Source organism: Parafilimonas sp., from assembly GCF_051953455.1.
Classification (GTDB): domain Bacteria; phylum Bacteroidota; class Bacteroidia; order Chitinophagales; family Chitinophagaceae; genus Parafilimonas.
In genome coordinates this window covers 1-26,705 of sequence record NZ_JBQCIT010000035.1, presented here as the reverse complement: position 1 = coordinate 26,705, position 26,705 = coordinate 1, and the positions used below count along the sequence as shown (strand labels likewise).

Below are 26,705 nucleotides of genomic sequence, written 5' to 3'. Positions count from 1 at the left end.
GCTCCGTTCTTTTTTATTGCCCGGGTGGCGAAATTGGTAGACGCACCGTCTTCAGGTGGCGGCGCCGCGAGGTGTGCTGGTTCGAATCCAGTCCCGGGCACAAGCCTTCAATAATTGAAGGCTTTTCATTTTAAATATTTTCGGGGATATATAAAAGGAGCCATGACAGTAATCATAGCTCCTTTACTTTTTAAAACCTGACGCTTAATTTATACAGCAGGTTCTAATTTTTTGAACTCTTTTTTCATAGCTGTAAATTTTTCCCTGAATGCCTCGTAACGCTCTCTGTTTGCCACGTGATTTATATCCTGCCTGACGGCTTCCATATCTAAACTTTCATCTTTTGACAAGGCCGCCAGCTTCATTTTTGTTATATGCATTTCATGTCTCAGTTCATCTAATTCTTTTCGCAGTTCTGAAAAGTTTTTTTCATGAAGCTTTATGCGTTCTTCAACATCTTTACTGTTATTATGTGTTTTAAGCCAAAGCACATAATCATTAAATATCCTCAGTACATTAATGTCTGAATTCATTTCAGCAATCCAAAGCCGGTACTTTAAATGCAGGCGCATAACTGATGCCATCGTTAGAATATTTAAGGTTTCATTATTTTTACAGCGTACGAAAAGAGATTATTTTAAATGGGCGCGCAGCATCCAGGCCATTTTCTCATGCTTTTCCATTAGCCCGGTAATAAAATCTGCCGTGCCGGCATCGTGTAATTTATCATTGAAATGATTGATGTTTTCACGCAAATGAATAATGATTGTATCATGATCATTCAACAGCGATTTTATAAATCCTTCAGAGCTGTTGGGCTGAACGGTTTCTTCTGTTAAATGCGTGAGCTCAATATATTCCCGCAAAGTTGCTACTGCATAATGGCCAAGCACACGAATACGTTCTGCAATTTCATCAATCATATCCTGTAAAGCCTGATACTGGCTTTCGAAGTACAGGTGCATACTGTGAAAATTGATGCCTTCAACATTCCAGTGAGCGCCCCGTGTTTTTGTATATAAAATAAATTCATCAGCCAGAATGGAGTTTAAAGCATGTGATACTGATGCAAGATTATCTGATGCTATTCCAATTGTTGTTTCCATAATAATTCAATTTAATTTTTCAATATAACTAAGGTATAATAAGTATTTGAAAGCTATTTAAAAGCCGGCAAAATTAATTAACCGGCAGGCCTAACGCTTTTTCCATAGCTTTTATATCGGGTTCATGGCCGCGAAAATCTTTAAACATTTTATTATAATCTTCTGTATTGCCGCGGGATAAAATCATGTCGCGGAAACGCTGGCCGTTAGCCCTTGTTAAACCGCCATTTTCTGTAAACCATGAATAGGCATCTTCTTCCAGCATCTTCGTCCATTGATAGGCATAATAACCTGCAGCATAACCGTTGCCCCATATATGCAGGAAATAACTGGAACGATAACGCGGTGGCACCTGCGGCAAATCAAGGCCTGTAACATGCAGGGCATTTTTTTCAAAAGCATCGGCATTAGTTATGGCTGTGCCTGCAGGTAAAGTATGCCATTGCATATCCAATGCCGCGGCTGCTATGGCTTCTGTTAAAGCATAACCCTGGTTAAAGGATGAAGCTCTTTTTATTTTATCAACCAGTTGCGGCGGAATTGGCTGGCCGGTTTTATAATGCAGTGCATAATTATTCAGCACTTTCGCGTCCAATGCCCAGTGCTCATTAAACTGTGAAGGAAATTCAACATAATCACGGGCAACGTTAGTGCCGGAAAGCGATGGGTAATTTTGATGCGCAAACATGCCATGCAATGCATGGCCAAACTCATGAAACATGGTTGTAACGTCGTCAAAACTTATGAGTGCCGGCTGACCCGGTGCTGGCTTTGTGAAATTGCAAACATTATAAATAACCGGTTTTGTTTTTAATAAGAAAGACTGATCAACAAGGTTGCTCATCCAGGCGCCGCCTGATTTATTATCACGTTTAAAATAATCGCAATAAAACAGCGCCAGCGATGTGCCATCTTTATCAAACACTTCAAACACGCGTACATCAGGCTGGTAAATGGGAATATCGTGGCGCTCTTTAAACGTTAACCCGTATAATTGATTAGCCGCATAAAAAACACCTTTTTCCAACACGGTGTTTAATTCAAAATAGGGTTTTATTTCACTTTCATCCAGATCGTATTTCGCCTTGCGCACCTGTTCCGCATAAAACTCCCAATCGTAAGGCTGCAACTGGATACCGCCATTCTGTGCATCAATCAATGCCTGTATATCGGCCGCTTCCTGTTTTGCCTTGCCGGTAACAGCAGGCACCAATGCATTCAAAAATTTATTTACAGCCTGTGGTGTTTGCGCCATTTGATCCTGCAATTTCCAGGCAGCATAATTTTCAAAACCCATCAGCTTTGCTTTTTGTGCACGAATGGCAGCAATGCGTATAATGCCTGCCCGTGTATCATTAGAATCACTGCGTTCTGCCCGTATCCAGGAAGCGTTGAATAACTGTTCCCGTGTATTGCGGTTACTTAAAGATTGCAGCACCGGTTGCTGTGTTGTATTTTGCAAAGGAATAAGCCAGCCATTTCTATTCTTTGCAGCGGCATCCTGCGCAAAAGCCTCTTTATCTGGTTGCGATAAGCCTGTTAATGCGGCAGCATCTTCCACATGCAAAGCGCCTGCTTTGGCAGCGTTAACCAACTGGTTAATAAACTTTGCTGTAAGCGTTGCTTCCTCTGCATTCAATTTTTTCATCTGTTCTTTATCTGCCGCAGAAAGTTTAGCCCCGGCTAATACAAACTGCTGGTAATAATATTCAACAAGCCGGTTAGATTCTTTATCAAGCTTAAGATTAGTGCGGTTGTTATAAATTGTTTCAACGCGCTTAAACAATTGATCATTCAAATATATTTCATCATGCACGGCTGAGAGTTCCGGGGCAATGGTTTCCTGCAGTTGCTGTAAAGTATCGTTTGTGTTGGCGCCTGTAACGGCATTAAATGCATTGTTTACACGCCTTAATAAAGCGCCGCTCTTTTCAAGCGCAACAAGTGTGTTTTCAAATGTGAGCGCTGCCGCATTATCAGCTATTGTTTTGATTTCATTTAATTGTTGCTTAATACCTTCCCGCAGAGCCGGTTCATAATCTTCATTTTTTATTTTATCAAACGGCGGCGCCTGGAAAGGCAAAGTGCTGGCCCTGCTGAATGGGTTGGATGCCGGGAGATCATTTTCAATATTCATACTCACACTACGGTTATTTTTAAAAGATATAAATGCGACAGAGATGCAGGCAGAAAGCAACACAGCTATATATTTCATATATCGTACGTTTTTACTAAAGTACGCATTCTGTTTTTTTCATAATAATTTACAGCGGCCTTATAAAACAAAAAAGAGCTCACTGTTTGTGAACTCTTTTTCTAATGCGGTTATAAAGCTTACCACCTGCTGTTGCTATTACTGAAGGACCTTCTGTTATTGTTGTTATTGCTTCTTGGCCTTTCTTCACGGGGCTTTGCAACAGTTACGCTGATGGTCCTGCCATCAACAGATGCGCCATGTAATTCTGCAATTGCTTTTTCTGCTGCAGCATCATCCGGCATTTCAACAAAACCAAAACCACGGCTGCGGTTTGTGAATTTGTCAGTAATAATTTTTGCTGAAGAAACTTCACCGTATTCTTCAAAATACTCTCTTAAGTCTTCATCCTGTACGTTGAAACTTAAGTTTGAAACATAAATGTTCATGCTTGTGTTATAAATTTAAATTAACTAAAGACTGAGAAAATAATATCGTAAAGAATCGGGATAACTATTAGCAGAAAATTCTGTAGCAGAAAATCGTGTTCAATTACTAAAACTATAAACTCAAAAATCGGCGCAAAGATACGTTTAAAAAGCGAAGTATTTTCTAATAAAAGCGTTTATTTATAATTCTTAACAATAAGATTAATTGGCCTGCTCCTGTAATAACTGCAATGTCTTTGAAATAGAGAATCCTGATTGTTCAAATGCTTTTTGAAAGGCTGCAGGGCTTATATTAAACTTTTTCGACCAGTATGCAACTTCCTTGGAATGATTAAAATTAGTCTGAACATTATTGCTGATCTTTTCTTTTGGCTGTGTCATTTAAATTTTATTATACCGGTTCAATTTACGTGCCTTTTTTCATAAAATTTATTTTTTTATCTGCAGGTATTGTTGCAGCGATTTTACATATTCCTCAAAAGCTCTGATGCCTTTTGAAGTTACTTTACAGGTTGTATTTGGATAATTATCTTTAAACTCTTTTACTACTTCAATATAGCCGGCCTCTTTTAATTTTTGGATCTGCACACTTAAATTACCTGCAGTAGAATTTGTTTTTTCTTTTAAAAAAGTAAACTCAGCCTGTTTTACACTTATCAACAAACTCATTACTGCAAGCCTTAACTGTGAATGTAATATCGGGTCTAAATCTTTAAACATTATGCTGCCCTGCTTTTATCTTCAACCAATAATATTCTTCTTAATTCTCTTTCAATTATGATATAACTTTCTGAAACGCGCTCTTAATATTAAACCCGGTACCAGCCAAACCATGAGTGCCATAATTGCCATTAGCAAATAAACATTTGCATTTTGAACAAAGAAAGAAGCAATCGCAATTAACATGCAAACAAGTCCGGCAATAATGTGGTAACGAAATTTTGTTATCATACCTGTAATTAATGAGGCAAATGCAGTTAGCAATAAAACAATGGTAATTATAATGTACCCGGCATTTACGAAATTGCCGCAAAGCGCTGCAAATACTGAAAGAAAATAACCCGTCCATACATAGTCGATTGCTTCATCCGTAAATGTTTTTGCCTTTTTCTTTTTTTCTTCTTTGTATTGAACCCAGGCCTGTATAAAAAACACAGGCGTTAAAAGAAATAAAGGATGAAATGGAAATGACATCGTTTTGTTTTCAAAAAGCCAGGCGAGCACGCAACAGATAAAAATACTTATACCATATATAATGCCGCCGAGGCCGCTTTCATAAAAATACCCCTTGGCTTCAAGTATCATCCTGTTAATAAGCCTAAAGCTTTCTTCGCCTGTTAACTGCTTTTCTTTCATAAAAAGATTTTATGTGATTTATACTTTGCCCTTAACGTATAGCCCGGAATTATCCAGGCAAACAACATGGCAGCGGGTATGCATAAAAACTGATAGTCGTAACTTGTAATAAAGGTTGACAGGATGCATAAAACCCAGCAGGCAATGCCGCCGTATACCAGTGGTTTAAACTTAATGATGGCACCAGTTAAAAATATCGGCATTCCATACACAGCAAGCAGTATGTGAACGATGTGCGTATAATATTCACCCGTTGTAAGCATGCCTATAAGAAAACACAATAGAAAAATTACAATTGCAAAAGTTATCCATACATAACCAATAACCACATCGGTATAAGTTACCACTTTTTGTTGCTGATGTTTTTTACGTACATAGTATGCCTGGTAAATAAAAAGCGGTATGGTTGCCAGCCACACGATATAATGTTGCGCATACCGGAATACGTGCAATAAAATAAACTGCAAAATGCTGCAGCCAAACACCAGCCAGCCCCAGGCAAGATACATAGAACCATCTTCCGCATATTTATCTTTTGCACGGTTTATCATGCTTTCAATAAGCTGAAGGCTTTGCTGTGGAGAGAAATCGTTTTCAGAATTTTCAATCATTTTGGAAAGTTAAGAAGTTGAAAGGCTGACAAGCTGACCGGGTTGATGCAAGTTAACCTATCAACTCAATCAACCTATGCACTATTGATATGTTGCTAAAACTTTTTCACTCTGCTCCAGGCTCCAGTGCGGGTACAAAGGTTTTACCTGTTCTGCTTTGGCCAATTCAACTGCTTTTTGCACCAATGGTTTTGCAGCATCTTTGCCGCCACCAAATTGTTCCGGCGTGCCATATACACTCATAGCCTGCAAATAAGCAGCGCGGGGATTATCAGGATTTAGCTGCATTGCTTTTTGCAGGTCATCCGCAGCCTGCGCTCCATACGACATGTAACGGCTTTGCGGATCAACGATCATTTGCTGTGTTGCCGCCATGTTGCGAACAGTTAATATTTCTGATTTGGCTTCATTGTCTTTTGCAACAGCATCGGCTTTATCAGCAACAGCATTGATACGTGCAGCAAGCGCATCAACCGTGCCGCCAAGATCAGAAACCTTTACAGCAGTTACTCCTTTTTCATCGGGAAAATACATCCAGCCTATACGCGCCAATGCAATGCCCTGCCAGTAATATGGAAGCCATTGTGTTTTTTCTGCATCGCCAATGCGTTGAAATGCCGCGGCAATATTTTCATAATCCGCAACTGTTTTTGCAGAATCAAATTTTTGAAGCTGCTGCTGCATGGCAGTATTGTATTTATCACCCTGCGCCTGTGCTGCAACTGTGCATATAATAGCTGCAGCTAATAATAATTGTTTCATGTTTATTGATTTTTATAATTTATTTTTTTGTTCATTTTTCAACCGTTCATATTCCTGTTCTTCACTAAAAATATTGTTGCCCTGGTAAGCAGCAAGGTATTGCATGAGTATGCCGAAGCCCCAGCCAATCATTGGCCATATAGGCCAGAAATAAGAACCGGGCCCGGAAGAAAAGTACCATACGGCAATTAAAAATGCATTCACCATAACATAAACAGAAAAGCTGCGTTTAAACATGGCTCTTCTTTTAGCTATTTTCCATAGCGCTTCATCGCGTTCATCGTTATTCATATAAATGGTTTTAGTTTTTATTTTATAGCGAAATAGTAAACCCATACCATAAAGAAAACCTGTTCGGGAATTCTAAACCATAAATAATTTATACCATTACCTGAGTGATCTGATTTTTCAAGATTTACTTTTTTGGCAGCGGCATAAATATTTGCAGGCAAAATCAACAGAAAAAATATAATTAATATAATGCCTGTAATTTTTATAGTGGGTGCAACAAATAAACCAACAGCGGCAAGCACTTCTATAACACCTGTTATTAATACAATTTGTTTCCTTGCAGGAAATAGCGGTGGAATCATCATAGCCATGCCACCGGGAAATTTAAAATGACCCATTGCTGTAAACGAAAGCATTGCCGACATAGCAATTCTTCCGCTTAAATTAATTTCAGCACTGCCGATTAAAGCGGTTATGCCAAGGCACAATACAAAAACACCAATGAGCACAATTAATGGTTTCATTTTGACGGATGAGTTTTGATAAATGACATACCTGCAGATGAAGGGGATGACACAAGCCTGCCTGACTGCGTGGCGCAGTCAGGCAGGTCTAATAGCTGCAATGCAGATGGCTTCATAATAACCGGCTTCACGCCTGCAAGGCGCAAAACCGGTATGTATATATGGATTGCTGCTTTCATCTGTTTATTTTTTTCACCTGATCAGATAGAACGCCTGATAATTATTCTCTTTATGAAACATTTTATACGAGCGTTTCAATGTTTTACCTTATAAATTATTATCAATAGCATCCTGGCTGCGATCTATGCCCCAGCTTAAAAAACAACCGATAAAATAACTGCGGTTTGCCGGTGGTAACACCGCCTGCTTATTTAAACCATTAAATGAATAATTGTATCCGTAAACCTGCTTCTGGCCAAGCACGTTAGTTGCGCTTACAAATAACACAATGAATGTTTTTGCATTTTGCTTTCCAAGCGTTGGCAAATATTCAGCACTAATACCCATGCTGTTATAGTTGGGTGTTCGCCCATGATCGTTTATAATGTATTTATTCTCGGCGCCATTGTACAGAAAATTATAATAAGGCCTGCCTGTTGCAAATGTGTAAGTGGCATTAAAACCCGCTTTCCATTCTGTAACAAATCTTTTTACCACGAGTGATGCTGTGTGATGCGCTGCAAATGTTGGCTCAAGCATTTCAGGATAATTTGCATAATCCCTTTTTGTATCAAGATAAGAATAACTAATCCAGTAATCAACGTTTTTAAATGTTGTTTTATCCCGGAGAAATAATTCAGCGCCTTTTGCAAAACCAGTGCCGCTGGTGTTATAAGTGGGAAAACTTTTTACAAGATCATGGTATTTTTTATAAAATGCTTCTACACGGAATATGCGGTTATTGGCTGTTTTTTGATAGTTAACTATATAATGTGTTGCTCGCGTGTAACCAAGATTGGCGCTGTAAAAAATTTCGTTATTCAAAGGCTTTTGATAGAAGATTCCATAGGCCATTGAAACCTGCCCGCCCTCACCTGTTTTATAGGCCATTGAAATACGCGGCGCGATATTGGCCTGTTTTATCATAGACGAATATTCATAACGGCCGCCTATTTTTAAAGCAAGATCATTTGTAAGATAAATATCCGTTTCAGCAAAAGCCGCTGCATAATTATCTTTTAAAGTATTGCTGTAATTGCTATCGATGTTGATGTATTGATTAGGACTGTAGCCATACCAATATTCACCACCAAAACGTATAGCGCTTAAACCGCTCAATCTTTTTTCAAACACTTCTTTTACCTGAAATAAATCCTGCCTGCTTTTTAAATGAAAGTTTTTGCTTATCCAGGGCTGGTGATTAAATGTTTTATCGTTGTTGGAAGAATCCTGTACCTGCTGGCTTATATCATCACGGTTAGTGCTGTAAGACATACCGAGGTTCATTTTCCAGCCGTTACCCAGTGTTTGCCTCCAGCTAAGATTATTATACCAGTTATGATTAATTATATTATAGGCATCTTTATAAATACTGCTGTCAATATCGGGCCTGCGCAAACCAAGATGATTATAATTAAACGTTGTGTAATACTTAATGATACCGCCATTTGTTTTTATACGGAAGTTGGCATCGCCGGAATGAAATTCAGGCATCTTGAAATAATCAGGGGTTTGTTTTACGATTTTGAAATACACATATGGATTAACATAGTTATAGTCAACACCCCATGAAAAGTTTTTCTTTTTTGAAAGCTTCTGGATACCGCCGCCAACAACTATCGGCGAAACGATAGCGTTGCCTGCTGTACTATCAGGAAAATCAATTGATTCAAGAATAACGGCCGAGGATAAAGCCTGGCCATACAAAGCTGAATAGCCGCCTGTTGAAAATACAGTTCCTTTAAACAGAAAAGGAGAGAAGCGGCCGCGTGTTGCAATATCAGGAACACTTGTATAGTAGGGATTGTTAACTAAAGTTCCATCAATAAACTGCTGTGTTTCTTCACCGGTGCCGCCGCGCACAAACAAGCCTTGCTGGTTTCCAACCTGCTGTGCGCCGGGCAATGTTTTTAATGCCGCCGTAATATCTGCATTAGCACCTGCTGTTGTAGCAATATCAATGGAGTTAAGCACCGTTGCTGCACGCTTGTTATCGCCCGCTTCAAAAGAACCTGCGGTTACCGTTACGGCTTTTAATTCATTAAATTTTGGCTTTAATGAAACATTCATTGTTAAAGGCTGGCCGTTCAGATTTACAGGTACTTCATAATCTTCAAAATCATTGCTTGTAACGGTTATAGTATGTGCGCCGGTTTCAGTTGTTGTAAAACTGAAGTTGCCCGACGAATCGGATGTGGTGCCATCGTAAGAATCTTTTACCGTAATGCTTGCAGCAATAACCGGTTTTCCCCTGTTATCTTTTAAATGACCGGAAATTTTGGTTTGCGCCATTGCGCTTATTCCCAAAAACGAGAAACATACAATAAGAAAGTTTTTCATTAAGCCGCGTTTCAATTTATTTTACAAACGTAGAGTAGTTTATAATATAAACCAAATTATATTTAAAACCCGGTGAATATTTTTGGTAAACAGCGATTATTGCAGGCAAATGGTAAGCCGTGAAAGCCAGTACAGAGAACTAATTTCATTTCTGCTGAAAAAGTTAATTGCTAACAGTTAAACGAACCTAGCCACCTTAACATTTAAACGATGAAAACTCCTGAACTAACCCGCTGTTATCGTGATGTTATAAACATTAACCGGCTTAATCCTTTAAGAATATTCTGCATCTCAGTTTATGTAAAAAGTAAAAACAATTAATATGAAAAAGATAACAATTATAATTCTGTCATTCCTGTTTGCAGCAGGTGCTGTATCTGCTCAAAAAGTAGTTGTAAAACCCAGGCCTGTGCAGGTTGCGCCTCATCCGAGGATTGTTTATTATCCAAGAACTTATTATAACCCTTATTGGAATCCATATTTTTATGGTGGCTTAGGGTTCAACTGGTATAATCGTCCTGTTTACAATAACCATCTTACAAAGATGGAAAGACAAATACAGGATATTGAAAATGATTATAAAGACCGCATTGAATCTGTAAGATCAGATAATGACTTATCCGGCAAGGAGAGGAGGCAAAAAGTGCGTGAACTGAAACATGAACGCGACCAGGAAATTGCCAATTTTAAAAGCAACTATTATAAACAGTTTGAAAACAAATAACCTTTTAAAAAACGATTAAAAAAAAGCGGCTTGCAAATTTGTAAGCCGCTTTTATTAATGGAGTATTAATCCCTAACTGTCTTCACCTTTTAGCCATTTAACCAGCTCGTCGCGGGTTTTACCTGTTTTCTGCTGAATACGGCCCCATAATTCATCATCTTTGCCCTCTTCATGTTTCAAATCATCATCGTTAAGGTCGCCATAAGCCTGTTTTAATTTTCCCTTCCATTCATTCCACTTTCCTTTAATTTCAAGTTTGTCCATAAAAAGAGATTTTTGATTAACAATACTGATATTAAAGCCATAACTATACCATGAATTGATACGGATTAATACTGCTGGTTTTAAATATCCATGTTTCCTTTATTGTTACCATTTATACACAGAAAGATTTCTCAATTTGCCCAGCACAGAAAATAAAAAATTGAATGAACGATTCAAATTAAACCTTTCAGCTTCACGAATAATTTTTAATTTTCACACTAATCAAGTTACTGTTTATGAAAAATATATTTTTTATACTCCTTGTCTTTGGCTTTTATGCAAATGCGCAGCCTAAATTTCATCCACCTGCTACACCATCCATTCCTGTAGTAGATACACTCCATGGGGTTTTGCTAACTGATAATTACCGCTGGCTTGAAAACAAAGCTGATTCAAATGTTATTACATGGACAAAGGCACAACATGACTATGGTATTGAGTATTTAAACTCAACCCAAAAAATACATGAAGGCTTAAGGAATGATATTGCCAATTATATTGATATGGATTATGAAGGCCCTTTGAATAAAGAAGGCAAGCGGGTTTTTCAAACCATAAAAAGAAAAGGTGATAAGCAATATAAACTCTATACTATTTTAAATGATAAACCGGTTCTCATTTGGGACCCTGTTAAGCTTGATACATCGGGTAATACATCCACACAGGGCATCGCTTATAGTTATGATGGTGAACGCGCTGCAGTAAGCGTTCAGAAAAGTGGTGCTGAAATATCTTCAACTTATATTATAGATACAAGAACCGGAAGAATATTATATCCTGCGCTGGAAAATACGTTTGGCTATCAATGGACAAAAGACCAGCAACATGCTTATTTTACTATTCGCACACAGGACGATGTAAACAATCAAACACCTTTAAAAACATATTTATGGAAGGTGGGAGATCCTTTAAGCAAAGCAAAATTTATTGGTACAACAAACGATGCAAAGAATAGCTTCTTTGTTTATGATAACCGTTACAGCGATGTGAGTTTTTATGGCGAAGGCGATTTTTACAGCAACAAAGCGTATATGTTTAAAACCGGGACAACAGATTCCGGAGCCTTGATATACCAGGGAGAAAAATCGAATGCTTATCCCGAAGCCATTGGTGACAAATTATACATTTTTACCAACGACAATGCACCCAATTACCGGCTGATGGTTGCCGATGTAAACAATCCCGCATACAAAAACTGGAGAACATTAATTCCGGAAAGCGAAACGGTAATGCAGGGTTATGTTGTTACAAAACACAATATCATTATACAGGATAAAAAAGATATTCAAAGCAGGCTTACTTTATATGATTTTGATGGCAACAAAATAAAACAGCTCGAACTGCCTGAAACAGGTAATGTTGCAGGTATTGGTTACGATCGCGAAGAAGATTCTGTTTATCTCACTTTAAACACGTTTACATCAACACCCAAAACATTTGTTGCTTCGGCCAGTGATTTTAAATGGCGTTTATATTATCAAAGAATATTGCCCATTGATATGAGCAATATTGTTGGCGAGATTAAATTCTACTATTCCAAAGATGGTACAAAAGTGCCTGCATTTGTAGTGCATAGAAAAGATATAAAGCTGGACAGCAATAACCCGGTTTTATTAAATGCTTACGGCGGTTTTCAGGCGGGCATTCAACCGGGCTATTTTGGATTTTATGCATCCCTGATAAATCGTGGTGTTATTGTGGTGCAGGCCGGCATTCGCGGCGGCGATGAATATGGTGAAAAATGGCACCGCGATGGCATGCTTGATAAAAAGCAAACCTGCTTTGATGATTTTTACAGTTGCGCAGAATGGCTTATTAAAGAAGGTTATACAAACACCAATAAAATAGTGGCTATCGGCGGCAGCAATGGGGGTTTATTAATGGGCGCTGCAGCCACGCAACGGCCCGATCTTTTTAAAGCCATTGTTTGCGAAGTGCCTTTGCTTGATATGTTGCGTTATGATAAATTTTTGATTGCGCGCTACTGGATTCCTGAATATGGCTCTGCCGACAGCGCTAAAGATTTCAGGTGGTTATTGCGTTATTCGCCTTATCAAAATATCCGCAAGGGTGTAAACATGCCAGCGATGCTTGTTACTGCCGGCGCTAATGACAGCCGCGTTGACCCGATGAATGCAAAGAAGTTCGTTGCCGCCGCTCAAAATAACGACGGGCAAATAAGCCCGGTAATTTTACACATGGATTATAACAGCGGCCACGGCAGCGGGCAAAGCACCAAACAATCCATAGACAACTGGAATTTTATTTTTGAATTTATATTGAATCAGCTACAGTTATAACGACCGGTGCCTTTTTGAATTATCACATTGAGGCCTACCTTTGCGGGCATGGGTATCTGGAGGCAAATACAGGAGTATCTTTTTATAAAAAAACGCGATCCGAACGCGCCCAGCAATTCTTATATTAAGATGATGCACGGCATGAACCGCATTTCATTGCTGTTATTTATAGTGTGCCTTATAATTATGCTGGTAAGGTTTATTATTATTCCTTTGTTCCGATAATGCGTAAGCTATAAGACGCTGATAATCAACAATTAACGGTTAGTTTATGAAGTCTGTACGCCTTCCTCTTTTCAGGAATAAGTAATTTTTATAGCACTGTTCGATATAATATCCTAATTCAAGATCGTTCATTAGCTGCAGCTCTTCATAAGTTGGTCTGTAAAAATTCATAAAAGAATTCAGCTCTGTGCTATCAAGTTTGGTTAGTCTTTTTACAAGGTATTTTGTGTAGCGGTGATCGATATATTTATCCTGTTCATCCTGCAATAATCTTTGCTGGAGGGACAGCATCTGTTTATTTCGCCTGAAACGGAAAGCGTTAATAATTTCGTCTAAATCCAGCGCTGCAGTTACGCTGCCGGGTACATAAGATTGAGCGCTTGGCGAATTTTGTGAAAACCGGATACCTGGTTTGCGATAATTAAATGCTTTGGCATAAGCCTCCCTGTTTGTAACAGAATCAAACCGGTAATCTCTTGTTTGCACCTTTACTTCGGGCAGCCATTTGGCATCAACATATAAAGCAATATCGAAATTTTGCGGGTGTGTTATGGTGTCTGACGGATATTTTTGGGTTTGTTTATTCAGGTAACTAAACCAAACAGAATCATTTCTTCCCACATAAATAGAATAACGGCCGAGAGAATCGCTGATAGTAAGCCTGCCCTGCGCTGTTTGCACTGTTACCGCTGTAAGCGGTGCTTTGCTGTAATAATCTGAAACGGTGCCGCTGATAACAACCTGGCTATGGACAGTAATCGTTACCAGTAAAAAAAGGCAAGAAAAAAAAAGCGTTGGTTTCAATTAATTACGTTGAAGTGTAATATTACAATGAGTATGAAAATAATCACGCAATCAAAAGTTAAAGGTTTTCACCTTCCCATATAAACCATCAGTATTTGTACATCGCTGGGATTTACCCCTGAAATACGGCTTGCCTGGCCAAGCGTCCTGGGCCTGATTTTTTTAAATTTTTGCAAGGCCTCGGCGCTTAGCGCAGATACTTTATCGTAATTAAAGCTTTCAGGAATTAAAGCATTTTCCATTGTTGACATACGTTGCGCCAGTTCCTGTTCCTTTTCAATATAACGCTCATATTTCACCTGGATTTCGGCCTGCTCAATTATATCTCTCGAAAAAGCATGCAACTTTTCTTGTAATGCAGGAATTTCTTTTATCATTTCCGGAAGGGTAACATCAGGCCTCAGCAACAGCCTTAAGGCTTTTTGCTTCTCCTCTATTTCAGCAGAATTAATTTTTCGAAGGTAAATATTTGCCTCCGACGGCGACAAAGAAAAAGCTTGGAGTACGGCTTTGATTTCTTCAACACCCTTTTGTTTGGCCAATACCAATTCCATTCTTTCCTGGCTGGCTAGCCCTAACCGGAAACTTTTTTCAGTAAGACGTAAATCGGCATTATCCTGGCGCAAAAGTGTTCTGAATTCCGCACGGCTTGTGAACATGCGGTAAGGTTCTTCCGTTCCCTTGCTGATAAGGTCATCAATTAAAACACCAATATAAGCTTCATCGCGGTTTAATATAAGCGGTTCATTTTCAATACCTTTTTGATGAGCGTTTATTCCGGCCATCAACCCCTGGCAGGCAGCCTCTTCATAGCCGGTAGTTCCATTAATTTGTCCGGCAAAGAAAAGGTTGTCTATAATTTTTGTTTCAAGAGAATGTTTTAACTGGGTTGGCGGAAAATAATCATATTCTATGGCATAACCAGGCCTGAATATTTTCGCGTTTTCAAATCCAGGCATTTTACGGATAGCTTCATATTGAACGTCTTCTGGCAAAGAAGTTGAAAAGCCGTTTACATATATTTCAACCGTGTTAAAGCCTTCCGGTTCAACAAATATTTGGTGACGGTCACGTTCAGCGAAACGGTTTATCTTGTCTTCTATGCTGGGGCAATATCTTGGCCCGGTTCCTTCTATGCGGCCACAAAACATCGGGCTTCTGTCAAATCCTTTCTTTAACGTTTCATGAACTTCCATATTTGTATAGGTAATGTGACAGGGCAATTGTTCAGAGGCTTTTATTTTATCTACAGACAAGAAAGAGAAACCGGTAATTTCCTCATCCCCGTGCTGAACTTCCATTACATTATAATTCAAGCTCCGGCCATCTATTCTTGGCGGTGTACCTGTTTTAAGCCTGTCGCTTTCAAACCCTAATTCCACTAACTGTTCTGTAATACCTGTGGCATTTTTTTCTGAAATCCTCCCACCACCAAAATTCTTCTCCCCTATATGAATGATACCATTTAAAAATGTTCCGCTGGTAATTACAACCGTCTTAGATTGTACCTGGTGACCCAACCCCGTGACCACACCATTCACTTTATTATCTTTTACAAGAATTCCCTTAACTGTGTCCTGGTAAAAATCAACATTTCCGGTTTGCTCCAGCATAGTGCGCCAGGTGGAGGCAAAAAGCATCCTGTCGTTTTGCGCCCTTGGGCTCCACATTGCCGGCCCCTTGCTTTTATTAAGCATTCTAAACTGGATCATGCTTTTATCTGTGACAATGCCGCTATAACCGCCCAAAGCATCAATTTCCCGCACAATCTGGCCTTTGGCAATGCCTCCCATGGCAGGATTGCAGCTCATTTGAGCTATTGTCTGCATGTTCATAGTAATTAGCAATACCTTACTGCCCAAATTAGCAGCAGCAGCAGCGGCTTCACAACCTGCATGACCCGCACCTACCACGATAACATCATATTTCGGAAACATCCGGCAAAGATAGACTGCCTGCTTTTCACGTGAAACATTTAAACAAGCCTTTAGTGTAGAGATTTATTGAGCGCAGGAAAAATCCTCTACGAGGAATGTATTACCGTTAGCATATTTGGCTATTGAGATGCCTGTACCTACGAAAGAAGGATTCATCAAGGCCTTTCGATGCCCCAAATTAGAAACATTTATGTCCAAGTATAACATTACAAGCATAAAAAGCGGATCCGTGTCTCCACCTCCATAGCTTATATTCTCCCCGCCGCAATTTTTTAAGCCAAATTTTTTAAACCGGTCAATAAATGTTGCCCCGTTAGTTGAATTATGAGAAGGGTTGGCATTTGACGAAGTAATATCCCTGGCATGAGCTTCGGACATTTTCATTAATGCCGGATATATCTGCAACAATGCCATAGAAGCACCTCCTTTTAAATCTTTTGCAAGAGAATTTAGATTTGCGCCTTTTAGCTGCGGATATATTTTTATTATCGGTATTACAGCGCTCTCAAAAAAATCGGCTGGTTTTTTACGGCTATAGTTTACCCAGTATAAAAAATCCTTTTCTGGTTCAGATAATCCATAAAACCCCGGCTGGCTTTTATTCCATTGTAATACTTCCTGGTCATTCTTTTCAGGTTTGGGAAGCTGAGCCTCCTGGAATAATAATGCCTTCTGACTTTTACAAGAAAAAACGATCAATAAAAGAAAAATGCTAAGAATTTGCTTCACGTGAAACATTAAACTGTTTTAAATAATAATCTTCCTTTTCACGCATCTGCGTTTTTTGAAGTTTTGTTTTATCGGCATACCCGCAAAGATGCAATGCCCCATGAATCATAACTCGTAAAAGTTCGTTTTGGTATTCAACTTCAAAGGTTTTAGCATTCTCTTTAATTCTGTCAACGCTTAGGTACACTTCACCATAAACCGGCCTGCCCTTTCCAGAAAAAGAAAAAGTAATAACATCGGTCAGGGTATTATGGTTTAAGAACTGCTGATTTATCTGCAAAAGATATGTATCAGAACAAAAAATATAACTAAGTTGTTCAAGCGCCGTTCCTTCTTCTTTAAACAATTCAACAATTAAGGCCTTTACAAGGGTTTTATGCTTGATGTTAGCTATCTTATCGGCGCTGTGCAGGTATATTTTATTCATTTGTTTCAGATTTCGTAAAGTTAAATAGGCAGATTGCTAATAGCTTTGTAAATATTTTTGCACTATGAAGTTATCTGATTTGCGCCTGGGGCAAAGAGCCAGTATTATTGATTTTTCGAAGAGCGACATATCGATCAAACTTATGGAAATGGGTCTTGTGCCGGGCGAAGTTATTTACATTGAGAAGTTTGCACCTTTTGGTGATCCTATTTCCGTTGCTGTTGCAGGCTATAGCCTAAGCCTGCGTTTAAATGAAGCGGAACACATTTCGGTTGAAATTTTATAAGATGATATTTTCTGCTTATGCATGTAGGTCTTTTCTTCGGTTCTTTCAATCCAGTTCATACCGGCCATTTAATTATTGCCAGCACGGTTTTAAATAATTTACCATTATCCCAGATATGGTTTGTGGTTTCGCCGCAAAACCCGCTCAAAGAAAACCAATGGCTGCTTGCCGCTGATAAGCGATTAATGCTTGTTCAAAAGGCAACAGAAGATGACCCCAGGTTTGTGGTTTCTGATGCAGAATTTAGCCTGCCCATTCCATCCTATACAATTGATACGCTGAGCTATTTTGAAAAACAATATCCTGAAAACAGATTTTACCTGATAATGGGTTCAGACAGCTTTTTACAACTACACCAGTGGAAAAGCTACAAAGATCTTTTAGAAAAAAACGTCGTTATATATCAACGCCCCGGCTATAGTGTTCCTGAAACAGCCCTTGCTGCAAATATAACCTTGCTTAAATCGCCATTGCTAGACATATCAGCCACTTCGATCCGAAGTCTAATAAGAGAAGGTAAGAATATAAAATATCTTGTTCCCGAGAAAGTTTTACAATTAATTGAGCAGGAACAACTTTATAATTGATAATAACTTACAGCCAATCCAATCAAAAGGCATAAAAGCGGGATAAACTGCGGGCGGATCTTCGTAAAAGCAAGCAAGCAAAAAGTGCCGATAATAACCATAATATTAGCAAAGGGAACAACCGACCCTACTGTAATATCAACAGAAATATCCTTCATTAAAAAAATAGTTGACCCGGTCATAATCCCAACCACGGAGGCATTGATCCCCTCAAGCGACCGGTAAATGACGGCATATTTTTTAAGGTTTTGCCAAACCGGAAAGAAAAATAGAACCAATAAAAAACTCGGAAGGAAAAGGGCAACGGAACCAATGAGACAGCCAAGTAATTGCATTTCTATCCCGTCTTCCTTTAAAGCTGAGCCCCCCATAAAAGCTCCTACTGAAAATACAGGGCCGGGAATTGCCCGCACCATTCCCGAACCGGTTAAAAAATCGTCTTTATCAATCCGGAGCGCGCCCGGGTTCCTTTCTTCTATGCGTTCTGTTGCCGGGCGGGTAACATATTGCTGATACATCATGGGTATTAATACATCACCCCCACCAAACACAAGGCTGCCAAAACGGTAAAAGTTTTCAAAAAGGTTATAAGGCCCGCGATTGGGCCAGTTGTCTTTGCGGGCAGTTTCGCTCACGTATCCCGCAAGACCTAAAACAGCAAGGAAAATGAGAATGTTAGCCCATTTTATCTTCCTTGGCGGAGTTCCTTTTTGAGGAATACGTTTACTGCTAAAATTGGTGGCTATACCCGCAGCAATAATTATTGCCGGGAATGACCAGGGCGTTTTAAAAAGGAAGAAACTGATGATAGCCGCAGCAATTGAAATTACAACGGTAATGGTATTTGTTACCGCCACCTTTGCCATTTTATAGGCTGAATAGGCAATAAAGCCCACGGACATTGGCTGAATAAATTTAAAAGTCCCCGCAACCGCCTCCTTATTGCCCATGTATTCAACTAAAAAAGAAAGCGCACCCATAATAATGCTAGCAGGGGTTATCCATATTAATAAGGTAAGTGCTGCAAGGGGAATCCCGCCCCTTTTGTAACCTATTAAAGTAAGCGTTTGGGTGGAGGAAGCGCCTGGCAACATCTGGCAGAACGCATTATATTCAAGCAATTCCTGCTCGGTTATATCATGCCGGCGGTTAACGAAGTTTTTTATCATCATTCCAAAATGGCCCTGAGGGCCGCCAAAAGCTCCGATACTGTGAAAAAGCACGGCCTTAAGAAACCTGATATGCCGATAAATCTTCAATAATATATGTTTAATTCGTTGATTTATATCTAATTACACATTAATATTATGACCACTGTCTAAATATGTCGATATTATTTTTTAAGCCCTATTTCTCTCAAACGTTCATTAAGATATTCACCGGCAGTTATATCAACATACGCTTTTGGGTGCTTTACATCAATACATTCATCCAAACAGGCAAGGCTCATTTCGCTGCGCGGATGTAAAAAGAATGGCATAGAAAACCTGCTCGTATGCCATAGCTCCCTGGGTGGATTCACTACGCGATGCGTTGTACTTTTTAATTTATTGTTGGTTAAACGCTGAAGCATATCACCCACATTTACAACTATCTGTTCCGGTAACGATGTTACGCCAACCCATTCTCCCTGTTTTGTAAGAATTTGTAAACCATCCGCAGATGCCCCCACGAGCAAGGTGATAAGATTAATGTCTTCATGTTGTTCTGAGCGGATGGCAGATGCAGGCTCCTGTATTATGGGTGGATAATGAATGCAGCGCAGGATGGAATTACCGTTCTCAATATATTCATCAAAATAATTTTCAGGCAAATTCAAATACAATGCTATAGCGCTTAACAATGCCTTACCAGATTTTTCAAAATTTCTGTAAACAGTATATAAGGTTGTTTTAAATGCCGGTATTTCTTTTACATCAATATTTTCAGGATATTCTTCACTAACAGGCTGCCCGTTTTCAATCGTTTGTCCAAATTGAAAAAATTCTTTCAAATCGGGCGCTTCACTGCCTTTCGCATGCTCTTTTCCAAAACTTGTATAACCGCGCTGGCCCGCCAACCCTTCGATTTCATATTCCTTTTTCTTTTGAAGAGGAAGTGAAAAAAAACGTTGCACCTCATCATATAGCTTTTTGATAAGGTCGTCCGGAATACCGTGATTCTTCACAGACACAAACCCAACCGTTTCATAAGCTTCACCAAGTGCATCAACGAAGGCTTGCCTTTTTTCAGCATCACTGCTTAAAAAATCAGCGAGGTCAACTACGGGAATCGTTTCCATTATAGCAGGTTTGATGGAGTGCCAAAGTACAAAACCTTATGAAGTTTTTATATGCCCTAAATTAAAAAACTCATTTTCTTAAAAAAAAGAACCCCGCTGAAATCAGCAAGGGTTCCGTTTAGTCCCAACCTTAACCGAGTTTATAAAGAAAGTCTTTCAAAAAAAGCTGATGTTATATCACTAATATTTACTGACTTCTTAATCGTTCTTACTTCCCGCATACTTGCCTGCACCTTTCTTGCCGGGGAATCTGCAGCTTCACCTGATGGTTCATAATGATATTTGGTTGAATCCGGCTTTACCGGCGTAGCAGGAGTTTCAACAGGCGGAGGCGGCACAACATTGTCCTCTCCATCATTATCATCATTTATTGGATGGGTGCGCTGTAAACCATCAGCCGTCATTATATATTCTACATCATGATCCCAGTTATAGCCTTCATCATCATTTCTCCAATACCAGTCATCCACATCACCGCCAAGTTCTATATGCACATCATTTCCCCAGCCTACGCCATTCGTTACAATAATTTTCTTACCAACCGGAACATAAACGGTTACATATACTGACTGATTGCGGAATTTTTCATTCTTTGTAATTGGAATACCACGGTCAAAGAATAAAGTTGAATCCTGTTGGGTTATATTAAAGGTGATTTTATCTGCCCTGCCCTGTGCCAGTTGTTTGGTAGAACCATAAGCCAGCTTAAGCATTTTAACCTGGAAGCTGTCATTACCTGATTTTAAAATACGCAGGTGAATATTCCTTACAAATGCAGTGTCTTCATCTAAAGAAGCAAATGGTTCAAAGTGAAAGAAACTGCTGTTAAAATAATACCTGTAATTTTTTGCATATTTTACTTCCAGCTTATTCACTGCGGGGTTTGCAATTTGTACGGTGTTTTCTGCAGGTGTATTATGATAAGAAAAATCATTCCTTAAAGAAGCAAGCAGGCCTATGAAGCAAATCCAGCCTAAAATCCACATGGCCGAAAAGCCAAACCGCATCACGTTGCTGTTGCTCTTTGTTTTAGAGATCTTTCTTATAATCCAGGTGATGATACCAATTACCGGAACCCATATAAAGAAAATATAAGTGCCCCAAACCAGGATGCTTTGCCATCCTGCACTGATAATATACGGTTTGAAAGGAAGTAACCCGGTTACCGCTATGCCAATTCCAAATAAAGCACCAACAATGCTTATTAAAACTATGGCCAGAATGAAGTAAACAAATATCTTAATAATTATACCGATTATATTGCCTAACGTGCTGCCGCTTTTACGAATCGTTGGACCTGCTTCGGAAGAGATTTGTTTGCCACGTTTGCCTATTTCACTCCCAACCTTTGCAGCCCTGTCGCCTACTTCTTTTCCAAATTCCTTGGCACGTTCGCCAAACCCTTCCATATCTTTTTGAATAGTATTCTTAATGCTGTTTAAATCTACCTTTTCACCTTTCATTTCAAGTTTATCTGAAGTGGTTACAGCTTCAGGTGTAATCAGCCAAAGAATAATATATACCAATACTGCACCCGGGCTGAATGAAAGATTAATAAAGTTTGGAAAATTGAATGCGCCCCAATGATTCCAGTTAGTAACAAAGGACAAAAAAGGTACAATAAACAATAACCTGGGAATCCAAACGCTTACACCAAAATAGGAAGCAAGCCCGCCGCACACTCCACCAATTATTTTATTATCGGGGTCGCGAAAAAGGCGTTTACGATATGATCCTATTTTTTCAGATGCTGAACTTGGAATTGCTACCCACAATATTAAATATACTATAAAGCCAAAGCCAAAACCCAGTGTAAAAATGATAAACAGAATACGCACTACCAGTTTATCTATTCCGAAGTAATTGGCAAGCCCGGCGCACACACCACCAATAAGCTTATTGTTTTCATCCCTGTAAAACCTTTCCGGCCGAACGGACCCATGAGCTTGAGAACCTGCTTCGGAAGCAAAAGTCTTCTCTTCTTCTCCGCCGGAAGTTTTACCATTCTGAAAATCTGCATCCTGGGCTTCAAAATCTTCAGGCCGGCCAATGCTGTGCATTATTGTATCCACATCTGCATCTGTAATACAAGGCTGGCCTTTTTTCAGCTGCTCGCTGAATAATTCGCCAATACGGCCTTCTATATCATTTATTATTTCATCCCGGCCTTCCTCATTTGCAAAAAACTGCCTCAGGCTTTCGATATACCGCTTCAGCATTTCATAGGCGGTTTCCTCTATAGGAATTACGCGGCCCTGAAAATTTATATTGATTACCTTTTTCATTTTACTTTAGTTTATTGGTTATTGTTGGGTGTTTGTTCAGGAGAAACAAGTTCATCCGTTTGAACTGTTAGCGTTTGCACCGCTTCCGCAAGTTCTTTCCACGTGCGTTCCAGTTCGGCATAAAACTGTAACCCCTGATCAGTCATTAAAAAATATTTACGCGGCGGGCCTGAATTGCTTTCAACCCAGCGATAAGTTAAGTAACCGGCATTTTTTAGCCTGGTTAGCAAAGGATAAAGTGTACCTTCCAAAATCTGCAGATTTGCTCCTTTCATCTTATCAACAATATCACTTGGGTAAACTTCTCCCTGCTTTATAATTGATAAAATACAAAACTCCAGTACACCCTTTCTCATCTGGCTTTGTGTATTCTGAATATCCATACAAGAGTTTTTTTAATTGTGATACAAATCTATACATATTTTTAATACTATGCAATACATAATACTAAGTTTCTTAAGGTAATTTTTAAAGCAAATTATCAGCTATAACATATTATATTGATAATCAACACATTACCAGTTTTGTAAAACTTTCTAATTTGATGAACGGCGAAATATCTTGATGGACTTATTCAGCTGCTCCTGTGGAAGCCTTGCTAAGGCTGTCAATAAGGGAAAATGTGCGTTGGTTCGCTTCATTATTGATCGAATTGGCAATTCCTTTTTTCTCAGCAGCCGTAAGATGAAAGCTCAACGAAGCGGAAATAGTATTAGGAAGGGCCTCATAACTAAAAGAAGTTTTATAAAGATTGGGTCCATAAGCATCCAGCATATAATTTACCTGATCTTTCTCATAATAATCCTGCACATTAAACCAATTGTTTTGCAATACAAAAACCGGCTTCGTTATTAACCCGATTATTGAATTCACTTCGTATGGCCGCGACCAATCTTCCGACGGCCTGTCGCGTATTTCAACCAAAATAACTTTTGATGTGTTTGCTTTAAGCCAATCTTTAAAAAAGTCTATAAACCTCAGGCTTGTTTCATGCCCGAAATTATCCCGCAGCCCGCCATCCATTACATCTATTTCAGGCTTTGCAGGCATTTCCACGTTTGGTAATACAAAAGGAAAGGTTGCATTCATTCTTAAAACTGTAAGAAAGCGGATGCTACCGGGGTTTTGATTTGAAAAGAAAGATTGATAATCCAGCCCATCCACATCATAAACGCCAAGATTATTTTTAAGAAATGATGGCTTCATCATAAACTTCATATGCTGTGTACCAATCACCATTTTGCGTCCATCTCTCGTAATGGCCGTATTAAAAATCATAGCGGGAATAATGCCGCTGCTTTCCGGCTGCTGATAATCTTTTAAACGTTTATTTAAAATGCCGTTTGTATTAGCATTCAGTTTTTGTTCAAATGCATAACCACGATCGCGTATAAAAGAATTTCCGTCAAAATTAAATTTACCAAATGGACCAATCATATCCCGTGCAACCAAAGATGTAAATACCGGGTTTAGCAGGTCTTTACAAATATTGTCGATGTACTGTTTTGTTTGAAGAGATGAAATTTTTCCCTGCTGCTTTTGCAGGTAAAGCTCCCTGAAATATGCAGCGCCAATCATGCCGCCCGAAGCACCCGTGATTAATGCACATTGAGAAAAAAAACTGCCATTGGTTAAGGTATCAAGCTTTGTTAATACGTTCATGGTGAAAGCTGCGCTGCGGTTGCCCCCGCCGCTTACATCAAGAATAAACATTACGGGCCTGCTTTCTTTTTGCTTTGCCTTCCAGTTATTTAATATTGAAACAAAGGCGGCGCTGTCTTTTGCTATTGAATCTTTAGCAGTTAGTACATTAAGCGCTTCTTTATTGTATGCAGGCTTTTCTTTGGTATTATAATTTAATCCATACGCTTTATTACGCGGATCAATTAACCTGTTTGTAAACATCCAGTTCACCAACAAATAAATTACAATTACCACAGGGAAGCTCCAGCTTCCCATAAAAAGTGATAAGGCGCCGGCCACAGCAATTAATATGGTAAAGAATAAAGTGATGCTCGCCGCAGCAGGTATTTGCAGGTAACGGTTTTCGGCAAACAGCCCTATTAAAAGCAATATAATAAATGCTATGAAAACCGCCTTCACCGCTTCCACATGATGACGCTTAAAAATGGAATTAATAAACTCCTGGCTATAATGCTTAACGTTCCTCGGTTTGCGCAAACCAAGCGTAGCGCTCAGAAAAAAATCAACACGCATTTCTCCCTTTTCAACTTTAGATCTTTTGATCATACGGGAAGCTCTTTCATATTTTTCATTGGCCGATGTGAAATCAGTGGCCATCTTCCTGTAAATCTTCCGGTCGGCGCGAAAAAAATAACCAAAAGCAATAGTGAGCGCTAAAATAAATCCGCCTAAAAAACCTCCGGTAAGCGATACGATTTCAAGTTTTGATGATAATTCTTCTGTTAGCTGATAATCAATTGTAAAAAACAAATAACACACCAGGAAAATGAATGGGATAACAGCATTGTTTATGCAGAATTTTAAAAAAGGCTGCGATGTAGTAGCAAGAAATTTTATATGCCGGCTGTGCAGGATAAAGGTTGTAATGTTCCAGCTCATAATGAAAGTGCCTATTGATAAGCCGACAAAAAAGGCGCTAAGGGCACTTACCCTGCCCAGATATTCAGGAGCAAGCATTAAAGTATCTGCTCCATATGGTTTTAAAAAATGCCCGCCGATAGTTGCAAAAAGAATAGCCCAAAACAACAGTAAAACCTGGTAACGCCTAAAATGCAGAAATAACAGTTGCACCGGTAACGAATAAAAAAAACCTGCTAAATATTTTTTCATGTGCTGCTGTACTTAAACACAAGCCATAGAATGATTTTACTATTATGAAGATAAAATATTGAGGTTTAACTTAAGCAAAAACTTATTTATAGCTGCAAGTGTTGCTTATCTTTTTTTATAAACGGGAACGGTGCTGCAAGGTTCGCCATACATAATGCTTTTTACATAAGGCAACAATTTGGTGGTTAATTTTAAATAGGCGCTGTCTGGTATCGGCGTTTCTCCACAGCCCTTTACTACAACCCTTTTATCTCTATATTCTTCGCCATTAATTGCATTAATGTTTTGCTGCAAAATGCTGTCAATGAGTTTCTCTTCATTTCCCAAGATGACATTCTTTGCAACAGGCTGCAGGTAAGTGGCAACAAGCATATAAGACCAAACAGGTATAATGGCTTCTGCTGAGCAAAGAACAGCAACATTCATATTTTCAAAATCCTGCCAGTTTGTATTTTTTAAGGCTTCACGAAAATCCTTTTCACGTATAATTAACCCACGAAATAAATAATCTTTTAAATCGAACACTTTAATCGTTTCTTTAGGATAAAAATCCTCGAGGTTAAGTGTAACAAGCCCGCTCGCTTCAACCCTGTTTACAATCATCGTCCCTGTTTCCATATTCTTTGTTTACAGCAAATTTACGAAACACCATTCCGATAAAAAACAAAGGCTGCCGGTGGGGGCAGCCTTTGCAAAAATCTTTTGATTCTTTTAATAAAATTTAGAACGATAATCTTTTATATCTGCCGCTTTACGCAAGGCTGCTACAGCCTGCGAAGCCTGTTGCCTGAGCATCTGTTCTGTTTGCTGCTTCTGCATTTCCGCACTTTGACCCAGGTTTGAAACACCCGAAACGCCCTCTCCCTTCACTGCAAACACACCCATTTGCCCTGCAATCGGAGCACTTACTTTATTCAATAGCTGCTTATTAAATGCCGCGCCAATAAATCTTGGTTCGGCGCCCAATGAGGGTATTACAAAAGCTGAGAAATTAATGCTATCTGCTGTTTTAATTTCCTGGCCCGCACTCTTTGAAATTTCTTCCAGCGTAGAACCCTTTATTTTTTGCGCAAGAATTAGCTGCGCTTTCTTTTCATTGCGCACAATAGGCTCAACAACCTGCTGTACGGCAGCCGGTGAAGCCAATCCCTTCTTACTGATGCCCGTAATCATGGCAACAATATAATTATTGCCAATATTCACCGGGTCTGAAATATCGCCTGCTTTATGTTCATATATCCATCTTACCAGCTCCCTGCTTTCGCCGGGCCCGGCAATTGTAAAATCATTCTCTTTTATTTCCTGTGATG

General features: G+C 39.2%; 29 protein-coding genes, 1 tRNA gene and 1 pseudogene. 6 read left to right on the top strand and 25 right to left on the bottom strand.

Features of this window, described 5'->3' with window-relative positions; all coding sequences use genetic code 11:
- Positions 1-18 precede the first annotated feature (18 nt).
- Positions 19-100 (top strand) — tRNA-Leu (locus ACTHN6_RS14045).
- A gap of 109 nt (positions 101-209) precedes the next feature.
- On the opposite strand, the gene ACTHN6_RS14040 is transcribed toward ACTHN6_RS14045, so the two are convergent.
- The 13 genes from ACTHN6_RS14040 to ACTHN6_RS13980 form a co-directional block, all read right to left on the bottom strand.
- The gene (locus tag ACTHN6_RS14040) at positions 210-584 is read right to left on the bottom strand and encodes a hypothetical protein (protein WP_440436401.1); all 375 of its coding nucleotides are present in this window, start codon (positions 582-584) and stop codon (positions 210-212) included.
- Positions 585-632: 48 nt separating this feature from the next.
- Positions 633-1,106, bottom strand: a complete 474-nt coding sequence (locus ACTHN6_RS14035; RefSeq protein WP_440436400.1) for a Dps family protein — start codon at positions 1,104-1,106, stop codon at positions 633-635.
- A 73-nt stretch (positions 1,107-1,179) separates the two neighbouring features.
- Positions 1,180-3,321: a peptidyl-dipeptidase Dcp gene (gene dcp / locus ACTHN6_RS14030; protein ID WP_440436399.1), complete on the bottom strand. Its 2,142-nt coding sequence runs from the start codon at positions 3,319-3,321 to the stop codon at positions 1,180-1,182.
- A gap of 119 nt (positions 3,322-3,440) precedes the next feature.
- Positions 3,441-3,749: an RNA recognition motif domain-containing protein gene (locus tag ACTHN6_RS14025; RefSeq protein ID WP_440436398.1), complete on the bottom strand. Its 309-nt coding sequence runs from the start codon at positions 3,747-3,749 to the stop codon at positions 3,441-3,443.
- A gap of 201 nt (positions 3,750-3,950) precedes the next feature.
- Positions 3,951-4,130: a DUF3606 domain-containing protein gene (locus ACTHN6_RS14020; protein WP_440436397.1), complete on the bottom strand. Its 180-nt coding sequence runs from the start codon at positions 4,128-4,130 to the stop codon at positions 3,951-3,953.
- Positions 4,131-4,178: 48 nt separating this feature from the next.
- A complete protein-coding gene (locus ACTHN6_RS14015) occupies positions 4,179-4,469 on the bottom strand; it encodes a winged helix-turn-helix domain-containing protein (protein WP_440436396.1) in 291 nt (96 codons plus the stop codon).
- Positions 4,470-4,520: 51 nt separating this feature from the next.
- Positions 4,521-5,105, bottom strand: a complete 585-nt coding sequence (locus ACTHN6_RS14010) for a hypothetical protein (RefSeq protein WP_440436395.1) — start codon at positions 5,103-5,105, stop codon at positions 4,521-4,523.
- Positions 5,102-5,716, bottom strand: a complete 615-nt coding sequence (locus ACTHN6_RS14005; RefSeq protein ID WP_440436394.1) for a hypothetical protein — start codon at positions 5,714-5,716, stop codon at positions 5,102-5,104. Before ACTHN6_RS14005 ends, ACTHN6_RS14010 begins: the two co-directional genes overlap by 4 nt.
- Before the next feature lie 81 nt (positions 5,717-5,797).
- Positions 5,798-6,478 (bottom strand): hypothetical protein, encoded by a 681-nt coding sequence (locus ACTHN6_RS14000; protein WP_440436393.1) that lies wholly within the window; start codon positions 6,476-6,478, stop codon positions 5,798-5,800.
- 12 nt (positions 6,479-6,490) lie between these two features.
- A complete protein-coding gene (locus ACTHN6_RS13995; RefSeq protein ID WP_440436392.1) occupies positions 6,491-6,769 on the bottom strand; it encodes a 2TM domain-containing protein in 279 nt (92 codons plus the stop codon).
- Positions 6,770-6,786: 17 nt separating this feature from the next.
- The gene (locus tag ACTHN6_RS13990) at positions 6,787-7,233 is read right to left on the bottom strand and encodes a DoxX family protein (protein WP_440436391.1); all 447 of its coding nucleotides are present in this window, start codon (positions 7,231-7,233) and stop codon (positions 6,787-6,789) included.
- Positions 7,230-7,412, bottom strand: a complete 183-nt coding sequence (locus tag ACTHN6_RS13985; RefSeq protein WP_440436390.1) for a hypothetical protein — start codon at positions 7,410-7,412, stop codon at positions 7,230-7,232. Before ACTHN6_RS13985 ends, ACTHN6_RS13990 begins: the two co-directional genes overlap by 4 nt.
- Before the next feature lie 88 nt (positions 7,413-7,500).
- On the bottom strand, positions 7,501-9,732 hold the full coding sequence (locus tag ACTHN6_RS13980; RefSeq protein WP_440436389.1) for a TonB-dependent receptor: 2,232 nt from the start codon (positions 9,730-9,732) through the stop codon (positions 7,501-7,503).
- A gap of 322 nt (positions 9,733-10,054) precedes the next feature.
- Here ACTHN6_RS13980 and ACTHN6_RS13975 point away from each other — a divergent pair, with 322 nt between their 5' ends.
- A complete protein-coding gene (locus tag ACTHN6_RS13975; RefSeq protein ID WP_440436388.1) occupies positions 10,055-10,456 on the top strand; it encodes a hypothetical protein in 402 nt (133 codons plus the stop codon).
- Positions 10,457-10,528: 72 nt separating this feature from the next.
- On the opposite strand, the gene ACTHN6_RS13970 is transcribed toward ACTHN6_RS13975, so the two are convergent.
- A complete protein-coding gene (locus ACTHN6_RS13970) occupies positions 10,529-10,720 on the bottom strand; it encodes a CsbD family protein (RefSeq protein WP_440436387.1) in 192 nt (63 codons plus the stop codon).
- Positions 10,721-10,956: 236 nt separating this feature from the next.
- On the opposite strand from ACTHN6_RS13970, the gene ACTHN6_RS13965 reads away from it, so the two are divergent.
- The gene (locus tag ACTHN6_RS13965; RefSeq protein WP_440436386.1) at positions 10,957-13,020 is read left to right on the top strand and encodes a prolyl oligopeptidase family serine peptidase; all 2,064 of its coding nucleotides are present in this window, start codon (positions 10,957-10,959) and stop codon (positions 13,018-13,020) included.
- Between the two features lie 48 nt (positions 13,021-13,068).
- Positions 13,069-13,245 carry a DUF6728 family protein gene (locus ACTHN6_RS13960; protein WP_317040534.1) on the top strand — a complete coding sequence of 59 codons (177 nt, stop codon included), beginning with the start codon at positions 13,069-13,071 and terminating at the stop codon, positions 13,243-13,245.
- A 39-nt stretch (positions 13,246-13,284) separates the two neighbouring features.
- On the opposite strand, the gene ACTHN6_RS13955 is transcribed toward ACTHN6_RS13960, so the two are convergent.
- The 4 genes from ACTHN6_RS13955 to ybeY all read right to left on the bottom strand — a co-directional run bounded on the left by ACTHN6_RS13955 (position 13,285) and on the right by ybeY (position 17,142).
- Positions 13,285-14,049: a hypothetical protein gene (locus ACTHN6_RS13955; RefSeq protein WP_440436385.1), complete on the bottom strand. Its 765-nt coding sequence runs from the start codon at positions 14,047-14,049 to the stop codon at positions 13,285-13,287.
- A gap of 68 nt (positions 14,050-14,117) precedes the next feature.
- Entirely contained in the window at positions 14,118-15,986 is a 1,869-nt protein-coding gene (gene mnmG, locus ACTHN6_RS13950) for a tRNA uridine-5-carboxymethylaminomethyl(34) synthesis enzyme MnmG (RefSeq protein ID WP_440436384.1), read from the bottom strand.
- 63 nt (positions 15,987-16,049) lie between these two features.
- Positions 16,050-16,715 carry a CAP domain-containing protein gene (locus ACTHN6_RS13945; protein ID WP_440436383.1) on the bottom strand — a complete coding sequence of 222 codons (666 nt, stop codon included), beginning with the start codon at positions 16,713-16,715 and terminating at the stop codon, positions 16,050-16,052.
- Positions 16,699-17,142, bottom strand: coding sequence for an rRNA maturation RNase YbeY (ybeY, locus tag ACTHN6_RS13940; protein WP_440436382.1), 444 nt, complete (start codon positions 17,140-17,142; stop codon positions 16,699-16,701). The genes ACTHN6_RS13945 and ybeY overlap by 17 nt, the downstream gene beginning before the upstream one ends.
- A 64-nt stretch (positions 17,143-17,206) precedes the next feature.
- Here ybeY and ACTHN6_RS13935 point away from each other — a divergent pair, with 64 nt between their 5' ends.
- Entirely contained in the window at positions 17,207-17,428 is a 222-nt protein-coding gene (locus tag ACTHN6_RS13935; RefSeq protein WP_440436381.1) for a FeoA family protein, read from the top strand.
- Between the two features lie 17 nt (positions 17,429-17,445).
- Entirely contained in the window at positions 17,446-18,015 is a 570-nt protein-coding gene (gene nadD / locus ACTHN6_RS13930; RefSeq protein ID WP_440436380.1) for a nicotinate (nicotinamide) nucleotide adenylyltransferase, read from the top strand.
- Here the strand turns inward: nadD and ACTHN6_RS13925 are convergent.
- The 7 genes and pseudogenes from ACTHN6_RS13925 to ACTHN6_RS13895 form a co-directional block, all read right to left on the bottom strand.
- A complete protein-coding gene (locus ACTHN6_RS13925) occupies positions 18,006-19,274 on the bottom strand; it encodes a chromate transporter (RefSeq protein ID WP_440436379.1) in 1,269 nt (422 codons plus the stop codon). The genes nadD and ACTHN6_RS13925 overlap by 10 nt on opposite strands.
- Before the next feature lie 74 nt (positions 19,275-19,348).
- Positions 19,349-20,296 carry an isopenicillin N synthase family dioxygenase gene (locus tag ACTHN6_RS13920; RefSeq protein ID WP_440436378.1) on the bottom strand — a complete coding sequence of 316 codons (948 nt, stop codon included), beginning with the start codon at positions 20,294-20,296 and terminating at the stop codon, positions 19,349-19,351.
- Positions 20,297-20,436: 140 nt separating this feature from the next.
- A complete protein-coding gene (locus tag ACTHN6_RS13915) occupies positions 20,437-22,581 on the bottom strand; it encodes a PspC domain-containing protein (protein WP_440436377.1) in 2,145 nt (714 codons plus the stop codon).
- Positions 22,582-22,592: 11 nt separating this feature from the next.
- A complete protein-coding gene (locus ACTHN6_RS13910) occupies positions 22,593-22,964 on the bottom strand; it encodes a PadR family transcriptional regulator (RefSeq protein WP_440436376.1) in 372 nt (123 codons plus the stop codon).
- Between the two features lie 187 nt (positions 22,965-23,151).
- Positions 23,152-25,395, bottom strand: a complete 2,244-nt coding sequence (locus tag ACTHN6_RS13905; RefSeq protein ID WP_440436375.1) for a hypothetical protein — start codon at positions 25,393-25,395, stop codon at positions 23,152-23,154.
- A 105-nt stretch (positions 25,396-25,500) separates the two neighbouring features.
- Positions 25,501-26,013, bottom strand: coding sequence for a DUF2480 family protein (locus ACTHN6_RS13900; RefSeq protein WP_440436374.1), 513 nt, complete (start codon positions 26,011-26,013; stop codon positions 25,501-25,503).
- Between the two features lie 93 nt (positions 26,014-26,106).
- Positions 26,107-26,705: pseudogene (locus ACTHN6_RS13895) on the bottom strand (peptidylprolyl isomerase); the annotation flags it as partial.

Excerpts from the sequence above, each read along its gene's own strand:
- ACTHN6_RS14040 (WP_440436401.1), bottom strand. The coding sequence starts at position 584 with ATGGCATCAGTTATGCGCCTGCATTTAAAGTACCGGCTTTGGATTGCT.
- ACTHN6_RS14035 (WP_440436400.1), bottom strand. The coding sequence starts at position 1,106 with ATGGAAACAACAATTGGAATAGCATCAGATAATCTTGCATCAGTATCA.
- dcp (WP_440436399.1), bottom strand. The coding sequence starts at position 3,321 with ATGAAATATATAGCTGTGTTGCTTTCTGCCTGCATCTCTGTCGCATTT.
- ACTHN6_RS14025 (WP_440436398.1), bottom strand. The coding sequence starts at position 3,749 with ATGAACATTTATGTTTCAAACTTAAGTTTCAACGTACAGGATGAAGAC.
- ACTHN6_RS14020 (WP_440436397.1), bottom strand. The coding sequence starts at position 4,130 with ATGACACAGCCAAAAGAAAAGATCAGCAATAATGTTCAGACTAATTTT.
- ACTHN6_RS14015 (WP_440436396.1), bottom strand. The coding sequence starts at position 4,469 with ATGTTTAAAGATTTAGACCCGATATTACATTCACAGTTAAGGCTTGCA.
- ACTHN6_RS14010 (WP_440436395.1), bottom strand. The coding sequence starts at position 5,105 with ATGAAAGAAAAGCAGTTAACAGGCGAAGAAAGCTTTAGGCTTATTAAC.
- ACTHN6_RS14005 (WP_440436394.1), bottom strand. The coding sequence starts at position 5,716 with ATGATTGAAAATTCTGAAAACGATTTCTCTCCACAGCAAAGCCTTCAG.
- ACTHN6_RS14000 (WP_440436393.1), bottom strand. The coding sequence starts at position 6,478 with ATGAAACAATTATTATTAGCTGCAGCTATTATATGCACAGTTGCAGCA.
- ACTHN6_RS13995 (WP_440436392.1), bottom strand. The coding sequence starts at position 6,769 with ATGAATAACGATGAACGCGATGAAGCGCTATGGAAAATAGCTAAAAGA.
- ACTHN6_RS13990 (WP_440436391.1), bottom strand. The coding sequence starts at position 7,233 with ATGAAACCATTAATTGTGCTCATTGGTGTTTTTGTATTGTGCCTTGGC.
- ACTHN6_RS13985 (WP_440436390.1), bottom strand. The coding sequence starts at position 7,412 with ATGAAAGCAGCAATCCATATATACATACCGGTTTTGCGCCTTGCAGGC.
- ACTHN6_RS13980 (WP_440436389.1), bottom strand. The coding sequence starts at position 9,732 with ATGAAAAACTTTCTTATTGTATGTTTCTCGTTTTTGGGAATAAGCGCA.
- ACTHN6_RS13975 (WP_440436388.1), top strand. The coding sequence starts at position 10,055 with ATGAAAAAGATAACAATTATAATTCTGTCATTCCTGTTTGCAGCAGGT.
- ACTHN6_RS13970 (WP_440436387.1), bottom strand. The coding sequence starts at position 10,720 with ATGGACAAACTTGAAATTAAAGGAAAGTGGAATGAATGGAAGGGAAAA.
- ACTHN6_RS13965 (WP_440436386.1), top strand. The coding sequence starts at position 10,957 with ATGAAAAATATATTTTTTATACTCCTTGTCTTTGGCTTTTATGCAAAT.
- ACTHN6_RS13960 (WP_317040534.1), top strand. The coding sequence starts at position 13,069 with ATGGGTATCTGGAGGCAAATACAGGAGTATCTTTTTATAAAAAAACGC.
- mnmG (WP_440436384.1), bottom strand. The coding sequence starts at position 15,986 with ATGTTTCCGAAATATGATGTTATCGTGGTAGGTGCGGGTCATGCAGGT.
- ybeY (WP_440436382.1), bottom strand. The coding sequence starts at position 17,142 with ATGAATAAAATATACCTGCACAGCGCCGATAAGATAGCTAACATCAAG.
- ACTHN6_RS13935 (WP_440436381.1), top strand. The coding sequence starts at position 17,207 with ATGAAGTTATCTGATTTGCGCCTGGGGCAAAGAGCCAGTATTATTGAT.
- nadD (WP_440436380.1), top strand. The coding sequence starts at position 17,446 with ATGCATGTAGGTCTTTTCTTCGGTTCTTTCAATCCAGTTCATACCGGC.
- ACTHN6_RS13920 (WP_440436378.1), bottom strand. The coding sequence starts at position 20,296 with ATGGAAACGATTCCCGTAGTTGACCTCGCTGATTTTTTAAGCAGTGAT.
- ACTHN6_RS13915 (WP_440436377.1), bottom strand. The coding sequence starts at position 22,581 with ATGAAAAAGGTAATCAATATAAATTTTCAGGGCCGCGTAATTCCTATA.
- ACTHN6_RS13910 (WP_440436376.1), bottom strand. The coding sequence starts at position 22,964 with ATGGATATTCAGAATACACAAAGCCAGATGAGAAAGGGTGTACTGGAG.
- ACTHN6_RS13905 (WP_440436375.1), bottom strand. The coding sequence starts at position 25,395 with ATGAAAAAATATTTAGCAGGTTTTTTTTATTCGTTACCGGTGCAACTG.
- ACTHN6_RS13900 (WP_440436374.1), bottom strand. The coding sequence starts at position 26,013 with ATGGAAACAGGGACGATGATTGTAAACAGGGTTGAAGCGAGCGGGCTT.